The 17,702-nt window shown below is 68.5% G+C and carries 13 protein-coding genes; 2 read left to right on the forward strand and 11 right to left on the reverse strand.

What is annotated here, in order from left to right:
• Positions 1 to 21: 21 nt before the first annotated feature.
• On the reverse strand, positions 22 to 1,044 hold the full coding sequence (locus VG566_RS13575) for a ribonuclease H-like domain-containing protein (RefSeq protein ID WP_049404226.1): 1,023 nt from the start codon (positions 1,042 to 1,044) through the stop codon (positions 22 to 24).
• Complete coding sequence (locus VG566_RS13580) at positions 1,041 to 3,530, reverse strand: DEAD/DEAH box helicase (protein ID WP_197561636.1); 2,490 nt, start codon at positions 3,528 to 3,530, stop codon at positions 1,041 to 1,043. Before VG566_RS13580 ends, VG566_RS13575 begins: the two co-directional genes overlap by 4 nt.
• 212 nt (positions 3,531 to 3,742) lie before the next feature.
• Here VG566_RS13580 and VG566_RS13585 point away from each other — a divergent pair, with 212 nt between their 5' ends.
• Both VG566_RS13585 and VG566_RS13590 read left to right on the forward strand, forming a co-directional pair.
• Positions 3,743 to 4,261, forward strand: coding sequence for a hypothetical protein (locus VG566_RS13585; protein ID WP_032957598.1), 519 nt, complete (start codon positions 3,743 to 3,745; stop codon positions 4,259 to 4,261).
• 40 nt (positions 4,262 to 4,301) lie between these two features.
• On the forward strand, positions 4,302 to 4,976 hold the full coding sequence (locus tag VG566_RS13590) for a hypothetical protein (protein ID WP_197561637.1): 675 nt from the start codon (positions 4,302 to 4,304) through the stop codon (positions 4,974 to 4,976).
• A 59-nt stretch (positions 4,977 to 5,035) separates the two neighbouring features.
• Here VG566_RS13590 and VG566_RS13595 read toward each other — a convergent pair whose 3' ends face one another.
• The 9 genes from VG566_RS13595 to VG566_RS13635 are packed head-to-tail and all read right to left on the reverse strand — an operon-like array spanning position 5,036 to position 17,387.
• A complete protein-coding gene (locus VG566_RS13595) occupies positions 5,036 to 6,844 on the reverse strand; it encodes a hypothetical protein (protein WP_197561638.1) in 1,809 nt (602 codons plus the stop codon).
• The gene (locus VG566_RS13600) at positions 6,841 to 9,009 is read right to left on the reverse strand and encodes a DUF4175 domain-containing protein (RefSeq protein ID WP_241884648.1); all 2,169 of its coding nucleotides are present in this window, start codon (positions 9,007 to 9,009) and stop codon (positions 6,841 to 6,843) included. Before VG566_RS13600 ends, VG566_RS13595 begins: the two co-directional genes overlap by 4 nt.
• Entirely contained in the window at positions 9,006 to 10,127 is a 1,122-nt protein-coding gene (locus VG566_RS13605; RefSeq protein ID WP_241884647.1) for a BatA domain-containing protein, read from the reverse strand. The genes VG566_RS13600 and VG566_RS13605 overlap by 4 nt, the downstream gene beginning before the upstream one ends.
• Positions 10,124 to 11,020: a DUF58 domain-containing protein gene (locus tag VG566_RS13610; RefSeq protein ID WP_032957604.1), complete on the reverse strand. Its 897-nt coding sequence runs from the start codon at positions 11,018 to 11,020 to the stop codon at positions 10,124 to 10,126. Before VG566_RS13610 ends, VG566_RS13605 begins: the two co-directional genes overlap by 4 nt.
• A 7-nt stretch (positions 11,021 to 11,027) precedes the next feature.
• Positions 11,028 to 12,011 (reverse strand): AAA family ATPase, encoded by a 984-nt coding sequence (locus VG566_RS13615; RefSeq protein WP_014645475.1) that lies wholly within the window; start codon positions 12,009 to 12,011, stop codon positions 11,028 to 11,030.
• Positions 12,012 to 12,027: 16 nt separating this feature from the next.
• Positions 12,028 to 12,735, reverse strand: a complete 708-nt coding sequence (locus VG566_RS13620) for a DUF4159 domain-containing protein (RefSeq protein ID WP_005411842.1) — start codon at positions 12,733 to 12,735, stop codon at positions 12,028 to 12,030.
• Complete coding sequence (locus VG566_RS13625; protein ID WP_014645476.1) at positions 12,735 to 14,069, reverse strand: TldD/PmbA family protein; 1,335 nt, start codon at positions 14,067 to 14,069, stop codon at positions 12,735 to 12,737. The genes VG566_RS13620 and VG566_RS13625 overlap by 1 nt, the downstream gene beginning before the upstream one ends.
• A 21-nt stretch (positions 14,070 to 14,090) precedes the next feature.
• Positions 14,091 to 15,725: a TldD/PmbA family protein gene (locus VG566_RS13630; RefSeq protein WP_014645477.1), complete on the reverse strand. Its 1,635-nt coding sequence runs from the start codon at positions 15,723 to 15,725 to the stop codon at positions 14,091 to 14,093.
• Between the two features lie 30 nt (positions 15,726 to 15,755).
• A complete protein-coding gene (locus tag VG566_RS13635; protein WP_049419130.1) occupies positions 15,756 to 17,387 on the reverse strand; it encodes a TldD/PmbA family protein in 1,632 nt (543 codons plus the stop codon).
• Positions 17,388 to 17,702 lie beyond the last annotated feature (315 nt).

The raw sequence follows: 17,702 nt of genomic DNA on the forward strand, positions 1-17,702 counted from the left end.
TGTCAACGCGGCCCTGGGCCATTACTGCCCGACCAGCGCCAGTGTTTCGCGCTCGCGCTGCTCCTCGCGCACCAGTCGCTGCAGCAGCAGGGCCAGGGTGACCACGTCCTGATGGTTGTGGTCGGCCACCCGACGCAGGTTCACCGCATCGCCGCCGCGCAGGAAACGCAGCCATGCGCCCGGGGCTTCGGAGCCAGGCAGGTCATCCTCGCGCACCACGCGCAGCAGCTGGCGCTCAATGGTGGACAGCTTGCAGTTCTCCCACGTGCCGCGATAGCGGCGGCGGGTCGGGTAGAGCAGGTCGACGTGATCCAGCGCGCTGATCGGGCAACGCTGGCGGGCCAGCCGGTAGCGCGTCTTCAGCAGCGGCGCATCGTAGCTGCGCCCGTTGTAGCTGCAGAACACGGTGGACGGCTGCAGCCAGCGGGCGAAGGTGGCCAGCATCGCGTCCTCGGCGGCCATCGTCGACATCAGCAACTGGCGGATGCGCAGGCCTTCGCCACGCTGCGGGCACACGTGCCAGTCGGCGGCGCCGATCATGAAGGCGCGGGTGCCAGTGCCGCCGGCCAGGCCGGTGGTCTCGGTATCGAAGAACAGCAGGTCGCGCGCGGCGACGTGCTCGTGCTCGCGCCTGGCGAAAGCCAGGGAAAGCGGTTCTGCGGGAATCGGTTGCGGCTGCAGCGACTCGATCAGGAACAGTCCCGGCGCGATTTCCTCGCCGGGGAGCTGGCGATCCTGGGCACTGGCGCGTGCCGGTGCGGCTCCACCACGCGAGCGCAGGCCGAGCAGGCGGTGCAGGCTGCCCACTTCCGGTCGACGCAACGGTGCGGCGGCCGTCACAGGCGCGGCAGCGCCGGTCGGCTTGTGGCGGATTTCCTGTTCGACCCAGGCGAACACCGAGCGCTCTGCCGGTGGCTGCTGTGCATCGTTGGCGGCTACCGGGGCCGGCGCCGGGGGGGGCGGCTCGGGTGCCACCGGCGTGACTGCTTTCGGGTCGCCGGCCTGCTTCCGCAGCAGGCGCAGCTTGTCCAGGCTCAGGCTCACGGTGCCAGCAGCTCCATCGGCTCGCGCGTGGTCACCACCATGTCGCGCACGTGCTGGCAGGCTTCTGCGTCGAACAGGTCGAGCACGCGCAGCGCCAGCGCGCGCGGCGAGGTTTCATCTTCCTCCTGTGCAGCCAGCACCGGGCCGACACAGGCCGGGCAACCGGCCTTGCAGTCGCAACGCTGCACCAGTTCGCGCGCGCGCTGCACCAGCTCGGCCTGGCGCTGCCACAGCGGCTCGCTCAGGCCAACGCCGCCAGGAAAGTTGTCGTACAGATAAACGGTCGGCACGAACTCCTGCAGCAGCTCCACCGCGCCAGGGTCGCCTTCGCTGCCGCGCAGCTGGCCACGGCCGCTCTGGTCGGCGATCGCGAACCAGGCACCATCGCCGTTGCCGACTGACTTCTGCAGATCGCGCGCATCGGCCATCACCGCCACGGTGGCGACGATGTGCAGGGCATACGCGGCGCCAAGGAAGCCATCCAGCGCATCCTGCTTGCTGGCGAACGCGCGCAGCAGCAGCGCCTGCGGCAGCTGCCACCACACCGCAGTGGTGTGCAGTTCCTGGTCGGGCAGGTTCACCGGCCCATAGCCGATGTTCTCGTGGGTGTAATAGCGGATCTTCTTGTAGCCGGCCACGCGACGCACCACGTGCACTTCGCCATGGTGCGAATCGCCACGGCCGGCCACGCCACCGTCGAAACGGTCCAGCACCTTGAGCTTGGTGAAGTCGATGCTGTCGGTGTAGTAATCCACATGCGTGCGGGTGACATAGGCCTTGCGGCCGTCCCAGTCCAGCGTCTCCACCTGGTAGGGCGTGGACTGCACCATGTGGATGGCGCCTTCGTACAGGGTGAGTGCGGCGGCGGAATAATCGACCTCGGCGATGATCTGCTGGCGGCCGTCGCTGCGGTCGACCACCACGAAGTTGCCGTCGGCCACCGCGCGCAGGCTCACCGCGTTGGCCGGATAGCTGTCGGCGATCCATTCCCAGCGCTCGCCTTCGCGGTGGATGACTTCGGTTTCGGCCAGCGCTTCCAGGAACACTTCCGGATCGATCGGGCCGAAGCCATCGCCAACCCGGAACGGCAGTTCGAAGGCTGCGCAGCGGATGTGGTCGAACAGGATCAGCGGCTGGTCAGGTGCAATGCGTGCATGTTCGGGCGAGGCCTCGGCGAAGAAGTCCGGATGCCGCACCACGTACTGGTCCAGCGGCTGCGAGCTGGCCACCATCACCCCCAGCGCGGGCTGCTGGCGGCGACCGGCGCGGCCGAAGCGCTGCCAGGTGGCGGCCACGCTGCCGGGATAGCCATTGAGAATGACCACGTCCAGGCTGCCGATATCCACGCCCAGTTCCAGCGCCGACGTGCTGACGATGCCGTCGATGTTGCCAGCGCGCATCGCACGCTCGGTCTCGCGACGCTCGGTGGGCAGGTAGCCGCCACGGTAGGCGCGGATGCGCGGCGGCTTGCGCGGGTCGTGGTCGAAGATGTCCTTCAGGTACTTGGTCAGCACTTCGACCATCAACCGGGTCTGCGCGAACACCAGGGTCTTCAGCCCGGACTTGATCGCGATGCGCGCGATGCGGTTGCTCTGCGAGCGTGCCGAGGCGCGCAGGCCCAGGTCCGGATTGATCACCGGCGGGTTCCACAGCAGTACCTGTTTCGGTCCGCTGGGCGCACCGGATTCGGTGATCGCGGTGACCGGTGCCTCGATCAACGCCTCGGCATGCGCCTGCGGATTGCCGATGGTGGCCGAGCACAGGATGAACTGCGGTTGCACGCCGTAGAACGCGCAGATGCGCTTGAGCCGGCGCAGCACGTTGGTGACGTGGCTGCCGAACACGCCGCGGTAGGTGTGTACTTCGTCGATGACGATGTAGCGCAGGTTCTCGAAGAACTGCGCCCACTTGGTGTGATGCGGCAGGATCGCCTGGTGCAGCATGTCCGGGTTGGACACCACGATGTCGCCATGCAGGCGGATCGCCTGGCGCGCATCACCCGGGGTATCGCCATCGAAGGTGAAGGCCTTGACGCCCAGATCGCCGGCACGGTTGAGTTCCAGCAGCTCGGCCACCTGGTCCTGTGCCAGCGCCTTGGTCGGGAACAGGTACAGCGCCTTGGCCTTGTCCTGCATCGCCGCGCTGACCACGGGCAGGGTGTAGCACAGCGACTTGCCGCTGGCGGTGGGGGTGACGATGGCCACGTGCTCACCACGCTGGCTGGCCTCCCAGGCCTCGGCCTGGTGGCTGTAGAGCTGCTCGATGCCGCGTGCCTTCAGGGCCGCGGCCAGGGCCGACGGTACCGCATCGGGAATGGGGGCATAGCGGCCCTCGCGGCCGGGAATGGCAAAGCTGCCGGTGATGCGGTCCTGGTAGCGGCGCTGCAGGCGCGCGCTGAGCAGGGCGCCGTCACGGGCGGGCAGGCCATCGCGGGTGGCGAGCTTCTGCTCGGCATCGGCGGTGCGCTTGGCGAGTTCGTAAGCCATGGAAAGTGGAGCCGGGACGGATTGCGAGGGGTCACATGGCACCACATCCACGTCTCAGGATGTGAGACATCGCACACGGAGGGCGTGAACCGTTCAGTGCTCGCGTCCCGTGGCGCCGCCGCATCTCCCCTTGCTGAACAGCTGCCAGTGCAGCAACGAAATCTGAAGCCGGCATCCGTATCCTTGGGCGCTGGACGCAACCAACAGGGCGGATGGCTGTGGCACGACGTGGAACGCAGGGAGCACTCCTGGCCGGCATGCTGCTGGCCGGCATCGCGCAGGCGCAGCAGGCCGCGCCGGTATCGGTGCCCGATCCTGCACCCGTTCCCCCTGCTGATGCCCCGGCAGCAGCCACCGCGCCGATCTCCACCGCCCTGCCGCAGGACAACGTCACCACCCTCGGCGAGGTGCGTGCACTCAAGCCCGACGACGAGCCGCTGGACCTGTACCGCTTCAAGAACCCGGTGAAGTTCGGCGACAACCGCTTCAGCCGCGACTGGAGCGAGCCACCGTCACCGGAGCAGGTCAGCATGGGCGGCGGCTACATCATGATGGGCGTGGTCAAGGGCGTGCTGGCGGCGGGCCGGGGCCTGAACAAGCTCACCGGTGGCCCCGACCAGATCCAGTCCGCCATCGCCCGGCCACCGCCTGAGCTCAGTGCCGAACAGCGGCAGCGTGCGCTGCGGTTCTCCCAGCAGCAGGATGCCGGTGATGCACCGCCGGTGAAGTAGGCCGGTATATCCTGCCGGTTCCTCAACCGATAGCGCTGCCATGTTCCTGCGTTCGTTCTGCCTGCTGGCTGCATTGCTGCCCGCGTCCGCCTTTGCTGCCGGCATCGCCGGTGATGGCGCGTGCCGCAATGGCGCGTTCCCCTCCGAACAGAGCCGGTTCGCGCTGGCGCGGGTGGTCGACGCACCGCGCCTGTATCTGCTCGGCGACATGGACGGGTGCCCCGCCAAGGGCGAACCGGCCTGCCGCCAGCGCAGCTATGTGGTCAACGGCGATACGGTGGTGACCGGTCGCGACCTTGGCCGCTACCGCTGTGCGTTCTTCCCGAACAAGGTGGGCGGCAGCGCCGGCTGGGTGGACCGCAGCAAGCTGCAGCCGTTGCCGGTGGCCGTGCCAACGCTGCAGGACTGGGTGGGCCACTGGAAAGACGGCGACAACGGCCTGCGCATCACCGTGCAGGGTGGACAACTGCATGTGGATGGCGACGCCTACTGGCCTTCTGCCAACCCCACGGCGGAACAGCGCCCGTATGGCCCGAACATGGGCCAGGTGGAAGCGCGCGCGACGCCGCGTGGTGCTGATGTCGAGTTCGTCGAGGACACGTGCCGGGTGCGCGTGCACTCGCTGGGCGAGGTGCTGATCGTGGCCGACAACAGCGAATGCGGTGGCATGAACGTGCGCTTCAACGGCGTGTACCGGCGCGCGGGGAAACGCTGAAGGACGCATGACGGAGGGGGTCAGAGCCCTGTCGTGGGCGAAAGGGATCCGACCCCGGGTCAGCGCCGCCGCTCCAGCCACCACAGCAGCGAAGCGCACACCGTGAACGCCAGCCACCAGGGCCAGCGCGAGCCCGGCACGGGCTGCATCACCGACGCGTTCGCCGACGTGCTGGAGGCCAACGCCTGCGTGGTCGCATCGATCATCGCCTGCCGATGCAGTGCAGGTGCATCCTTCGGGTCGAACACATAGCGCCAGACCGTCGTGTCGCCGTGCTGCAGGCGCTGCCAACCCGCCTCGCGCGGCCACCAGCCGGCGCAGCGCAGGGTCGATGTTGCGCCGTCAACGATCAGGGGCACGCTGTCTCCGCGTGCGTTGAAGACCTGCAGTGGCGCCTGCACGCCGCACAGCGCCTGCCGTTCGCCCGCCCAGCCGAGCGTCTGCGGCGACCACAGCGCATCACTGCTGTCCTGCGCGCGCGCCAGCGTGGCGACTACGCTGCTCCAGAGTTCACCGTGGCGATCATCGCGCCCGGCCAGCACCCAGCGCCAGCTGTCGGTGATCGGCAGCAGGCCGATGCGACCCTTGCCGACCGCGCGCCAGCCGCCGACGGCCTTGCCCGTCCCATCCCGCAGCAGGGCGTTGCTGCCTGGCGCCTGCAGTGCGAGTGCTTCCAGCGCGGGCAGGGGCGCATTGTGCGAGCTGCGGTCAGCGTCCTCGCCGTAGCCGGTTGGCAGCGTTCCGGCGGCGAGCGGGCCGCGTCGTGCGGCGAGGACCGCGCTGTCGCCATCGCCGGGAAGTTCGAGGGCGTGGCTGCCGCCATCGCCCTGCACCGGCAGGCCCAGATCCTGCAGGCGCTGGCGCGCGCCGGCTGCAGGTGCGCCTGCACTGCGCAACAGAACGCCAAGGCCGTCGCGCAACGCCTGCCGCACGGCAGCCAGCTGGCCGGCACTCAATGCGGCCAGGCTGCGCTCGTCCAGCAGCAACAGATCGCTGCGCGCGAGTGACGCTGCATCCAGCGCGACCGCGCCATCCCCCACGCTGACACCTGCCCCGGTATCGGCCTGTACCTGCACGCGGATGCCGGTATCGGCGGCCCAGCGGCGCAGGTACTTCAGCTCCGGGCCCGGCGCACTGGCACGCACCAGCATGCGCAGCGGTGCCGCCGGCAGGGTCTGCTGCGGTACCGGCGTGCTGTCCACCACATGACCGCCGGCATCGAGCAGGCGCAGCTGGAACACGCTGCGGCCCTCGGCGCGGGCGATGCCGCTGAGCTGCACGTGACCGTCCTCGGCAACGTCCACGCGATCGACCACGCTGTCGGCGGGATCAAGCAGTTCCGCCTTGGCCTTGGCGACGCCGCGCGCCTGTGCATGCACGTCGAAGCGTGCGCCGGGCGCGGCGTCGGCGGGTGGCTGCAGCGCGATCCACCCGCGCATCGGAGCTACCGGCTGCCAGCGCACGTCGCGTGGCAGTACCGCGTCGCGGTCACGCGCGACCAGGCCGGCACCGACCAGCGTCAGCGTGGAAGCCGGATGCTGGCGCAGCGCCGTGGCCAGGTCCGGCACGCGCTGGCCCCCGGGCACATCGGCAGCCTCCGGCAACAGCAGCCGCGGGCCTGCGCTGGCCGGCAGCGCGCCGGCCTTGTCGGCATCGATTCCCAGCACGACCAGGCCGACCGCGGGTTGCTGGCCGGTGGGCGGGACCAGGCAGAAGTACAGCAGCGTGGCAGCGATCAGCTGCAGCGCAATCACGATCCACTGGCGGCCACGACGCGCGGCATTGCCACGCAGCTGGCGCACGCTGGCGATGACCACGATCAGGGCGAGTGCCAGCGCAATCCACAGGTTCACAGCGGAGGCGTTCATGGCTGTGCCTCGAGCGCATCAAGGTACCGCTGCCCCATCGCATCGGCGGCACTGCGCCGCATCGCCTGCGGCAATGGACGCTGCAGCGCCCGCCACAGCTGCGCGCGCAGGCGCTGGCGGCAGTCGCGGCAACCGGGTTCGATGCGCAGCTGCTCGATGGCGGCAGCCAGATCGAGTGCGTCGGGCAGGTAGGCGGCATTGCGCTGCTGCCAGCTGGCGAGTGCGTCGAGGTCGGGCACGCTGGTGTCATCGCCGAGGCGCTGCCACGCTTCGACGATGGCCGGGTCGGGCGGCGTGCGTGCGGCCAGCGGCAGTTCACGGCTGGCCAGCCCAGCGCGATCGCCGCCCAGCCGACGGCCTTCATCGATCGGCGGCAGCTCCGGCCCCACCCGCGCCAGATAGATGCGTTCGGCCTGCTGCACCTGCTTGATGAACCCCAGTGCCTTGTAGGCGAACGGCAGTGCCTGCTCCGGACGGCCCTGGCGCAGCTCGCCTTCGGCCGACCACATCTGGTCCAGCGCGGCCTTCAGCGTGGCGCGGGTCTGTGGGTCGAGCAGGGTCGCGGCCTCGGCATGGTCGTGGGTGTGGCCGTACTCCGACAGCACATCGGTGGCGCTGCCGAACACCGGTGGCGCATCGGCATTGGACGCCTTGTCGCCGTGGTCGTGGCCATGCGCGTCGTGCGCACCGGCCTCGGCGCCATGGTCGTGATCGTGTTCGTCGTCGTGGCTGTCTGCGGTCGGCGCATCGCTGGTGGGCAGGTCGCTGGTCGGCGGTGGCTTCGGTGCACCTTCGCTTTCTTCGCCCAGGAACTGGCCATAGCGCAGGCGCAGGATGCGCTGGTCGACACCGATCGCATCGCTGCGTTTCACGAAGTCCTCGGCGGCGAGGCTGCGTCGCTGCCGGATCAGCGCTTCGGCATCGATGATGATCTGCCGCTGGCTGCGGAAATAGGCCGGCAGGGTCTTCTTGATGCGGCCTTCCAGTTCGGCACCGAGTGCAACCTCGGCGCTGGGCAGGCGCAGGATCACGCTGCTGCTGCGCCCGGTCTGCGGTGTTGGCGCGTGGTTGTCGCGCACTTCCAGCTGGGCGATGACATCGTTGCCCGGTTGCGCGCCCAGCGCAGCCAGATCCAGCGTGTGGGCGAAACGCCGCGCGGTGGCTTCGCCGCTGCCGGCAAGCGTGACGCTGCGTTTCACGAAGGTGATGTTCTCACCGCTGCCCTGGGTGACGGTGACCGACAGCGTTGCCTGCGCGGCTACGCCGTAGTCGTCGGTGGCCTCGAAGCGCAACGACCACTGGCGTTGCCCGGGCGTGCCCAGCACCAGGCTGGCGGCCGGCTCCAGCACGCGTACGCCGGGCGCGCGGTCGGCGACCACGTCCAGACGATGCAGGTCGGTTCCGGCCAACGCCGGCTCGCTCACCACGCGGTACAGCACCGGCGTGCGCGCCACATCCTGTGCCTGCCACTGGCCATCGTGTTCGTTCAGCGGCAACCGGCGACCATCGTGGAACTGCAGCCATGCCTTGTCCGGTGCGCGATCAAAGCGCAACGACCACGACAGCCGGCTGTCGGCGGCGACCTTGGCATCCAGTGCGTTCTGGGTGAGCGTGGCCTGGCCGGTATAGGCCGGCGCGTCGATGCGCATGCGGGTGGACTGCAGGTGCAGTGGGCCCGCGGCAGCCGTGCTGCCAGGCGCCGACGCACGGGCCGGCGCGGAGCCGGGGCTGGAACGTGGCCAGCCGAATGCCAGCGCAACGATGGCCAGGCCTGCGATCCAGCACAGCGCCAATGCTCCACGCGGCCAGCGCGGACGCAGTTCCGGCATCGCGCGTTCCAGCGTGGCCAGCACATGCGCGCGCTGGCGCTGCTGCAGCGGATTGAGGGTAAGCGCATCGGCAAACAGCAGGTCGGCACTGTCCTCACTGGCGCCGCTGCCATCGAGCTGGCGCTGCAACCACTGCGGGTCCAGCTGGCGGGAGCGTGCCGTGGCGAGCGCTGCGCAGGCAAGCAGGCCAATGGTGCCGACCACGCAGGCGATATCGAAGCCCGCCAGGCGCAGCGCCAGCACCGTTGCGGCCAGCGCCCACGGCAGGCCCGCCAGCAGAGTGACGAGCGCACGGCGGCGGCGCGCGTGCTGCCAGGCGAGCTGCAGGGTGTTCATGCGGGCCCCCTGCGTCGGCGACTGCTGGCCATCCAGCGTTCCAGCGCGAACAGCAGCACGATGGCCAGCAGCAACCACGGGGTGAGCTTGCGCAGCGGCGGCGTTGCCGCAGGCAGTGCTGCCTGGCGGGGGGCCTGGTCCTGGGCATCGCCGAGGCGTGGCAGCGGAGGCGGCTGCAGAGCCAGCAGCAGCGCACGTGGCAACTGCGGATCGCGCAGCGCAGCGTTGCCTGAGGCATCCCAGTCGCCGTGCAGAGACAGCAGGACACCGTGGCCGATGCGTTGCTGCCACAGCAGCGGGGTGCCCTCGGTGCTGCGCAGCAGGATGCTGGCCTCGGCGGCAGGCTTGCCGGCAGTCACTACACGTCCGCCGTCCTGCAGCCACGCCTGCCAGTTTGCCGGCAGTGCGCCAGTGCGGCTCCACACGCCGATCTCGCCGCGTTCGGGCAGCGCATCCGCCACCAGAGGCGCGAGCGGCGCCTGCCTGCCCCACGCGCGCTGCAGTGCATTCAACCAGTGCTGGACGGCGGCCGAAGCATCGCTGTGCACGCGCAGGCGCGGCAACGTTGCGGCACTCGGTTGCTCACTCACCGGTATCGGCTGCGGACGCCACTGCACCTCGCGCGACAGCTGCAGGCGTGTGCCGTCCAGGCCGGGCAGGGGATCGGGAACGTGCACGGTCAATGCGGTGCCCGCAGGCAGCTGTGCGTCCAGTTCACGCAGCAGGCTGGGCAGGGAAGCCGTGGACGCGGGTGGCACTTGATCAATGGCCGGGAAGCCGGGCGCCAGCCAATGCCAGTTGCCCGCTTCGGCGGTGCCGCGTAGTGCGGTCGCGTCCAGCCCTGGGGCTACGACCGTCCACGCAGTGGGGGCTGGCGCAGGCCCGGTCAATGCAGGTCGTGCCAGCAGCAAGGCCAACGCGGCAAGCAACAGCAGGCGCACCAGCAGCAACGGCCAGTCATCGAAGCGGATGCGCTGGCGCGGCCGGATCTGTGCACGCAGCCAGCGCAGCGCGGCGAAATCCAGCGGTGTGTACGGATGGCGGCGGGCGAGGTGGATCAGCAGCGGCAGCAACCCTGCAGCGAGCGCGGCCAGGCCCAACGGGAACAGCAGGGTCATGCGCCGCCCCTGCGGCCAAACAGTGCCTGCAGTGGTTGGTCCAGCGGCTGGTCGAGCCAGCCAGTGGCACTGGCGATGCCGCTGGCCTGCAGGCGCGACTGCAATGCGTTGCGTGCGTCAGCGAAGCGTTGCAGGTAGTCGGTGCGGATCGCCGCGCCATCGCCCAGCAGTTCCTCGCCGGTCTCCGGATCGCGGAAGCGATGGCCTGCGTCGAAGGGAAAGTCACGCTCGTCGGCGGTGAGGATCTGCAGCAGTGCCACTTCGCGGCGTGCGCTGGCCAGTTGTTCCAGCAGCACAATGCCGGCCTCGTCAAAACCGTCGCCGATCGCCAGCAGCAGGTCGCCCGGGCGCACGCGCTCCCACAGCGGGCGCAGGCGATCGGCCACAGGCCAGCCGCCACGCGCCTGCAGCGCATGCAGTTGCAGGTGCACGCGATCACGCTGGCGTGCGCCGTTCGCTGCGGGCACCAACTGCAGTCCATCGCCATTGATCGCCAGCAGGCCGAAACGGTCGCCCTGCTGCAGGGCCAGTTCCACCACGCAGGCGGCCACACCGCGCATGTGGTCCAGGCGGGTGCGCTGCGGTGCCGCGCGATCGGCCTGGCCGGCCGAGGCGGTGGCATCAAGCAGCAGCCAGACCGTGATCGGGCTTTCGCGTTCGGATTCGCGCACGAAGAAGCGGTCCGAGCGTGCATACAGCTTCCAGTCGATCTGGCGCAGCTCATCGCCTGGTTCGTAGGCACGGTACTGGGCGAATTCGAGGCCGGCACCGCGGCTGCGGCTGGCGTGCTGGCCGATGCCACTGGCGCCACTGGCCAGGCGTGGCCGCACGCGGAGCGTGCGCAGGCGCGCACGCAGTTCCGGTGGCAAGGTCAGCGGGGTACCGGCGTTCACGCGTGGCTCAACCCGGGAACGGCACAGCCTGCAGCAGGGCGGCGACCACGTCGTCGGCACGCTTCTGCTCGGCCTCGGCGGCGAACGACAGCAGCAGGCGATGGCGCATCACCGGCGCGGCCAGCGCCTGCACGTCCTCGCGGGTGGCGGCAAAGCGGCCCTGCAGCAATGCGCGCGCTTTTGCCGCCAGCACCAGCGACTGCCCGGCGCGCGGACCCGCGCCCCACTTCACCCACTGGTTGATCGCGGCGGGTGCGCCTTCGCCTGGGCGGCTGGCGCGCACCAGGCGGGTGATCCAGGCCAGCACATCCGGGCTGACATGCACCTGGCGTACGGCGGCCTGCAGCGCGATCACCGCCTCTGCATCCATCACCTTCGGCACCGCGTCGGTGGCGCCGCCGGTGGTCTGTTCCAGGATCTGCCGCTCCTCGTCCTCGCTGGGGTAATCCACCAGCACGTGCAGCAGGAAGCGGTCCAGCTGCGCTTCCGGCAGTGGGTAAGTGCCCGCCTGCTCGATCGGGTTCTGTGTGGCCAGCACGAAGAACGGCGCCGGCAGTGCGTAGGTGGTGCCGGCGTAGCTGACCGTGCGTTCCTGCATCGCTTCCAGCAGTGCGGCCTGGGTCTTGGGCGGGGTGCGGTTGAGTTCGTCTGCCAACAGCAGGTGGGTGAAGATCGGGCCCTGCTGGAAACGGAAATGGCGATGGCCGGTGCCGTGGTCTTCCTCCAGCAGCTCGGTGCCGAGGATGTCGCTGGGCATCAGGTCGGGGGTGAACTGCACGCGCCGGAACTGCAGTTCCAGCGCCTGCCCGAGCGAGCGCACCAGCAGGGTCTTGCCGAGCCCGGGCGCGCCTTCCAGCAGGCAGTGGCCGCCGGCCAGCAGGCCGATCAGCAGCTGCTCGACCACGGTGTGCTGGCCCACCACGGCGCGTGCAAGCGCGGCGCGCAGCGCATCCAGGCGTGGCAACAGGGAATCGAGGTCGGGGGAAGTCATGGGCGTGCAGGTCCTATCAATTGTTCAACGCGTACATCACGATGTTGACGCCGAAGCGGGTGTTGTCTTCGGCCAGGAAACGCTTGTTGCGCCAGTCGTAGTCCCACTCGCAGCCGTAGTCCTTGTTGCTGTAGAGCAGCCCCAGGCGGCCATCGACCTCGATGCCCTTCAGGTAGTCGTGCACCAGGTCGTCGCCCCAGCCATTGAGTTCGAAGCTGGTGGCCGGCGGGCCATCGGGGAAACGGAAGAAGCTGCGGTACAGCGGGTGGCTGTTGGGCAGCTTCTGCAGTGCCCTGGGACCAAACAGGCGGCCCATCTGTGCCTCGAACGAGGTGGCGAACAGCCCATCGATATCGTGGTTGCAGTCGTCGACGAAGACGAAGCCGCCATTGCGCACATAGCGCACGAAGTTCTGCCGCTCGGCGGCATTGAACTCCACCAGCGTGTGGCCGGCCAGGTAGCAGAACGGCGCTTCCAGCATGCGCGGGTCGGCCAGTGCCACCACGTGCTCCTGCGGGTCCACGCGCAGCGAGGTGTAGTCGATCAGCGAGGTGATCAGGTTGGACGGCATGCGCGCGTCCACGTCCCAGTCACCGGAGTCGTACTGCAGGCGGGTGAACCAGAAGTCGTAGCGCGAACTGCGCGGGCCTGCCTGTGCCCAGGCCGGCAGCGCCGCCGCCGAAGCGGCAGCGGCCAACCAGCGCAGGCAGGCCCGGCGATCCATCAGACAGCGTCGGACAGCGAGGTGAAGGTGAAATCGCGCAGCTTCATCGGCGGGATCATCATCACGTAGCTGGACTCATCACCGGCCACACGCACCGGCTTGCCCAGCTCTTCGATGTTGTTGAGCATGATCACCGGCGACTCGTTGAAGCGGAAGTTCTTCACCGGGTGCTTGATCTGGCCGTTCTCGATGTAGAAGGTGCCGTCGCGGGTGAGGCCGGTCAGCAGCACCGTCTGCGGATCGACCATGCGGATGTACCAGGTACGCGTGACCAGGATGCCCTTCTGGGTGCCACGCACCAGCTCGGCGGTGCTTTTGTCGCCACCGCTCATCAGCAGGTTGCCCGGCGAGGCCTTGGCAGTCTTGCCCTGCTTCTGCGCCCAGAAGCGCGAGTAGTCCAGGTTGGCGATCTTGCCGTTCTCGATGATGGCCATGCGCTCGCGCGGCAGGCCTTCGTTGTCCCACGGCAGCACCGGTGCGTCCGGATGCCACGGATCGGCGATCATGGTCACGCGCGGGTCGTAGACCTGCTCGCCCAGCTTGTTGCCACCACCCTTCTTCGACAGGAAGCTGCGGCCTTCATCGGCCGAGCGCGCACTGAAGAAGTTCATCATGAAGCTGATCAGGCCTGCCGCTGCGGCCGGCTCCAGGATCACCGTGTACTTGCCCGGTTCCAGCGCCTTGGCTTCGGCCGACTCGGTGGCCTTGCGCATGGCGATGCGGATGTCCTGGTCGGCCTTGAAGTCGGCCGCATCCTTCAGGTTGCGGCCGACCCAGCCCGAGCCGCGGCCATCTTCAGTGCGCACGGTGCAGGTGTAATCGAAGTTGGTGGTGCGCTGGTAGGCGAAGTTGCCGTTGCTGTTGGCGGTGGCCTGGAAGCCCTGGCCGTCCTCGAGGAAGCCGGCGGCGATCAGGCCGTGACCACGGCACGGGGCGATCGAATCGGCGGCGACCTTGGCACGGAACGCCGGATCGATGGCAGCAGTGGATTCGCTGAAGGTGGGGCTGGCGCGGTAGCTCTGCTTGCCGATGGCCGGCATGAACTCCGGGTTCTCCGGGGCCAGGCGGGCCAGGTCTTCGGCACGGCGCACCACGCGTTCCAGCGCGGCATCGTCGAACTCGTTGATCGAGGCGGTGCCGACGCGCTTGCCGAAGGCGACGGTGACCGCCAGTTCGGTGTTGTCGACGATGCCACTGGTGGAGACATTGTTCAGCGCGAAACGGATGTTGCCGCTGATCGCGCCGGCCAGCACGGCGGTGCACTCGTCGGCCTTGGACAGGGCGATGACCTTGTCGAGGATGGCCTTGGCCTGGGCTTCGGTGAAGATACTCATGGTGTAAGGGCTCCTGACCGGTCAGCCGAGGCTGCGTGCGGTGTTGATGACGTTGATGCCGTTGAAGCGCGCGGTGGACGAGCCGTGCGAGACCGCCGAGACCTGTCCCGGCTGGCCCTTGCCGTCGAAGAACGAACCGCCCAGGCGGTAGTCGCGTTCGTCGGCCACGGCGGTGCAGGCGTTCCAGAACTCCGGCGTGCGGATCTGGTAGGCCACGTCTTCCAGCATGCGGGTGATCTGGCCGTTCTTGATCTCGTAGAACAGCTGGCCGCCGAACTGCGCGTTGTAGCGCTGCTGGTCGATCGAGAACGAACCATCACCGATGATGTAGATGCCGTTCTCCACATCCTTGATCAGGTCCGGCACGCTCAGCGGCGTCTTGCCCGGTGCCATCGACACGTTGGCCATGCGCTGGAACTGCACGCTGGACCACGAGTCGGCATAGCAGCAGCCGTCGGACTCGGTCTTGCCGAGGATGTGGGCCTGGTCGCGGATGGTCTGGTAGTCCACCAGCTTGCCGTTGCTGATCAGGTCCCAGCGCTTGCACTTCACGCCTTCATCGTCGTATGCCACCGCGCCGAGGCTGCCGGGCTGGGTCTTGTCGGCGAAGATGTTGACCAGCTCGCTGCCGTACTGGAAATGCTGTTCGCGCTTGTCCAGGGTGGCGAAGCTGGTGCCGGCGTAGTTGGCTTCGTAGCCGAGCACGCGGTCCAGTTCCAGCGGGTGGCCGATCGACTCGTGGATGGTCAGCCAGGTATGCGACGGATCGAGCACCAGATCGTACTTGCCCGGCTTCACCGACGGGGCCTTCAGCTTTTCCTGCGCCTGCCGGGCGGCGGCGATGGCGTCTTCCTTCATGTCGTAGGAAGAACTGTAGTTGACCACGCCATTCGGGCTGACCACCTTGCCGGCGGCGGCGCCGTCCAAGTACTCGTAGCCCAGGCCCATCGGCGAGGACAGGCCCGAACGGGTGCGGAACTTGCCGCTGCTCTTGTCGATGGCGGTGACCGTCATCGGCGCCCAGATGCGGTGCACGTCCTGGTCGATATAGGAACCATCGGTGGAAGCAAAGTACTTCTGCTCGTTGACCAGGAACAGCATCGAGTTGACGAAGCTGGCACCAGCGCCCATTGCGGCAGCGTTGACGTCCAGCAGCAGGCCGACCTTGTCCTTGATCGGCACCTCCATCGCATTCTTGCGGATCGGCGTGCGCCAGCTCACTTCACCCACGCCCGGCGCCTTGGCCAGCTGCACCGGTGCGGTCTGCACGCCGGCATTGGCCTTGGCGATGGCCGCCGCCTGCTGCGCGGCCCTGGCCACGTCAGCGGTACCCAGTGCGTTGGTGGCGGCGAAGCCCCAGGCGCCGTTGACGATCACGCGGATGCCCACGCCGGTGGACTCGGTGTTCACCACGTTCTGCACCTTGTCCTCGCGGGTGATCACGAACTGCCGCAGGTAGCGGCCGATGCGCACGTCGCAGTAGGTGGCACCGGCGCTGCGCGCCGCCTGCAGCGCCGCGTCGGCCAGGCGCTTCTTCAATGCCGGGTCGAGGCTGGACTGCAGCTGCTCGGCGGCGATCACCTTGCCGAAGAAGGAGGGCACGATCAGCCCGCCCGCGGTAAGCCCGGTCAGGGCCAGGAAGTCACGTCTTTGCAAGGCTGCTCTCCATGTCGAAGGATGGGTGGCTCAAGCGCCGAGACTGCGCGCGGTGTTGATGATGTTGATGCCGTTGAAGCGGGTGGTGGACGAACCGTGCGAGACCGCCGAGACCTGGCCGGGCTGGCCCTTGCCGTCGAAGAACGAACCGCCCAGGCGGAAATCGCGTTCATCGCAGATGGCCGTGCAGGCATTCCAGAATTCCGGCGTGCGGATCTGGTAGGCCGCATCCTCGATCATGCCGGCGATCTTTCCGTCCTTGATCTGGTAGTACAGCTGGCCACCGAACTGCGCGTTGTAGCGCTGCTGGTCGATCGAGTACGACCCCCGGCCGTGGATGTAGATACCGTTCTCCACGTCCTTGATCATGTCCTCGACGCTGAGCGGCTGCTTGCCCGGCGCCAGCGAGACATTGGCCATGCGCTGGAACTGCACGCTGGACCAGGAATCGGCGTAGCTGCAGCCATGCGATGCATCGCGGCCGAGGATATGGGCTTCATCGCGGGTGGCCTGGTAATCGACCAGGATGCCGTCGCGCACCAGGTCCCAGCGCTGGGTCTTGACGCCCTCGTCGTCGTAGCCGACCGCACCGAGGCTGCCCGGCTGGGTCTTGTCGGCGAAGAAGGTGACGATGTCGCTGCCCCAGCGGAAACCCGCATCGCGCTTGTCCAGCGTGGCGAAGCTGGTGCCGGCGTAGTTGGCTTCGTAGCCGAGCACGCGGTCCAGCTCCAGCGGGTGGCCGACGTTTTCGTGGATGGTCAGGAACAGGTTGGACGGGTCCAGCACCAGGTCGTACTTGCCGGGCTTCACCGACGGCGCCTTCAGTTTCTCGCGCGCGTGGCGGGCGGCCGCAATGGCGTCCTCGACCGGGTCGTAGGAATCGCGGTAAGCGGTGATGCCACCGGGCAGGTGCACCTTGCCGCGCGCATCGCCATCGAGGAACTCATAGCCCATGCCCATCGGCGAGGACAGGCCGGCGCGGGTGCGGAACCTGCCGCTGGCCTTGTCGATGGCGGTGGCGGTGAACGGCAGCCAGATGCGATGGATGTCCTGGTCGATGAACGAGCCATCGCTGGAGGCGAAGTACTTCTGTTCGTTGACCAGGAACAGGGTGGAATTGATGTAGTCGGCGCCCGCATCCAGCGCGGCGGCATTGAGGGCCAGCAGCAGTTCGACCTTGTCCTGGATCGGCACCGCCATCGCGTTCCTGCGGACCGGGGTCTGCCAGCGCACCTCCCCGACCGGCGGCGTCGGCGCCAGCTGCACCGGCCGGGTCTGGATGCTGGCGTTGGCGCGGGCGATCGCGGCCGCCTGCTCGACCGCAGCGCGTACGGCGGCCTCGGTCTGCTGGTGGGTGGCAGCGAAGCCCCAGGCCCCGTTGACGATCACCCGCACGCCCACGCCGGACGATTCGCGGTTGGTCACGTTGCCGACCTGATGCTCGCGGGTGATGACCGACTGGTTGAGGTAGCGGCCGATGCGCACATCGCAGTAGCTGGCCTTGGCCGTGCGTGCGGTGGCCAGCGCCACGTCCGCCAGGCGCCTGCGCTGGAGGGTGTCGACCGGGGCGAGCAGTTGCTCGGCGGCGATGGCACGGGAATGCGGCAGCAGCAGGCCCGCCAGGCCCAGACCGGAAAAAGCCAGGAACTCACGTCGTTGCACAGCGTTTCTCTCTCTCGCTTGCGTGCGGCCGGCAACGGGCCGAGCCGATCACGTCAACCACTCGACTTTCGCCAGCGCGAGGCATCCGGGCAAGTGACTGCAGTCATGGTTGGGGGTGTTACGGCAGGGCTTGCAGCCCTGCACCTGCTCAGAGCCGGAGCAACAGGCACAGCAACAGCGGGCTTGCTGAGGGATGGCGGGGCGGTGTGGGTGGGCAGGACACGCCGTAAACCCCCCTCCGGGGTCCGGCCCAGCCGCTGGCGGCTGTGCGTTCGGGCGCTTGCGAAGCAGTGCTTCGCAAGCAAAGCGCCCTCA

It is taken from the genome of Stenotrophomonas sp. CASM114, from assembly GCF_049384325.1.
Classification (GTDB): domain Bacteria; phylum Pseudomonadota; class Gammaproteobacteria; order Xanthomonadales; family Xanthomonadaceae; genus Stenotrophomonas; species Stenotrophomonas muris.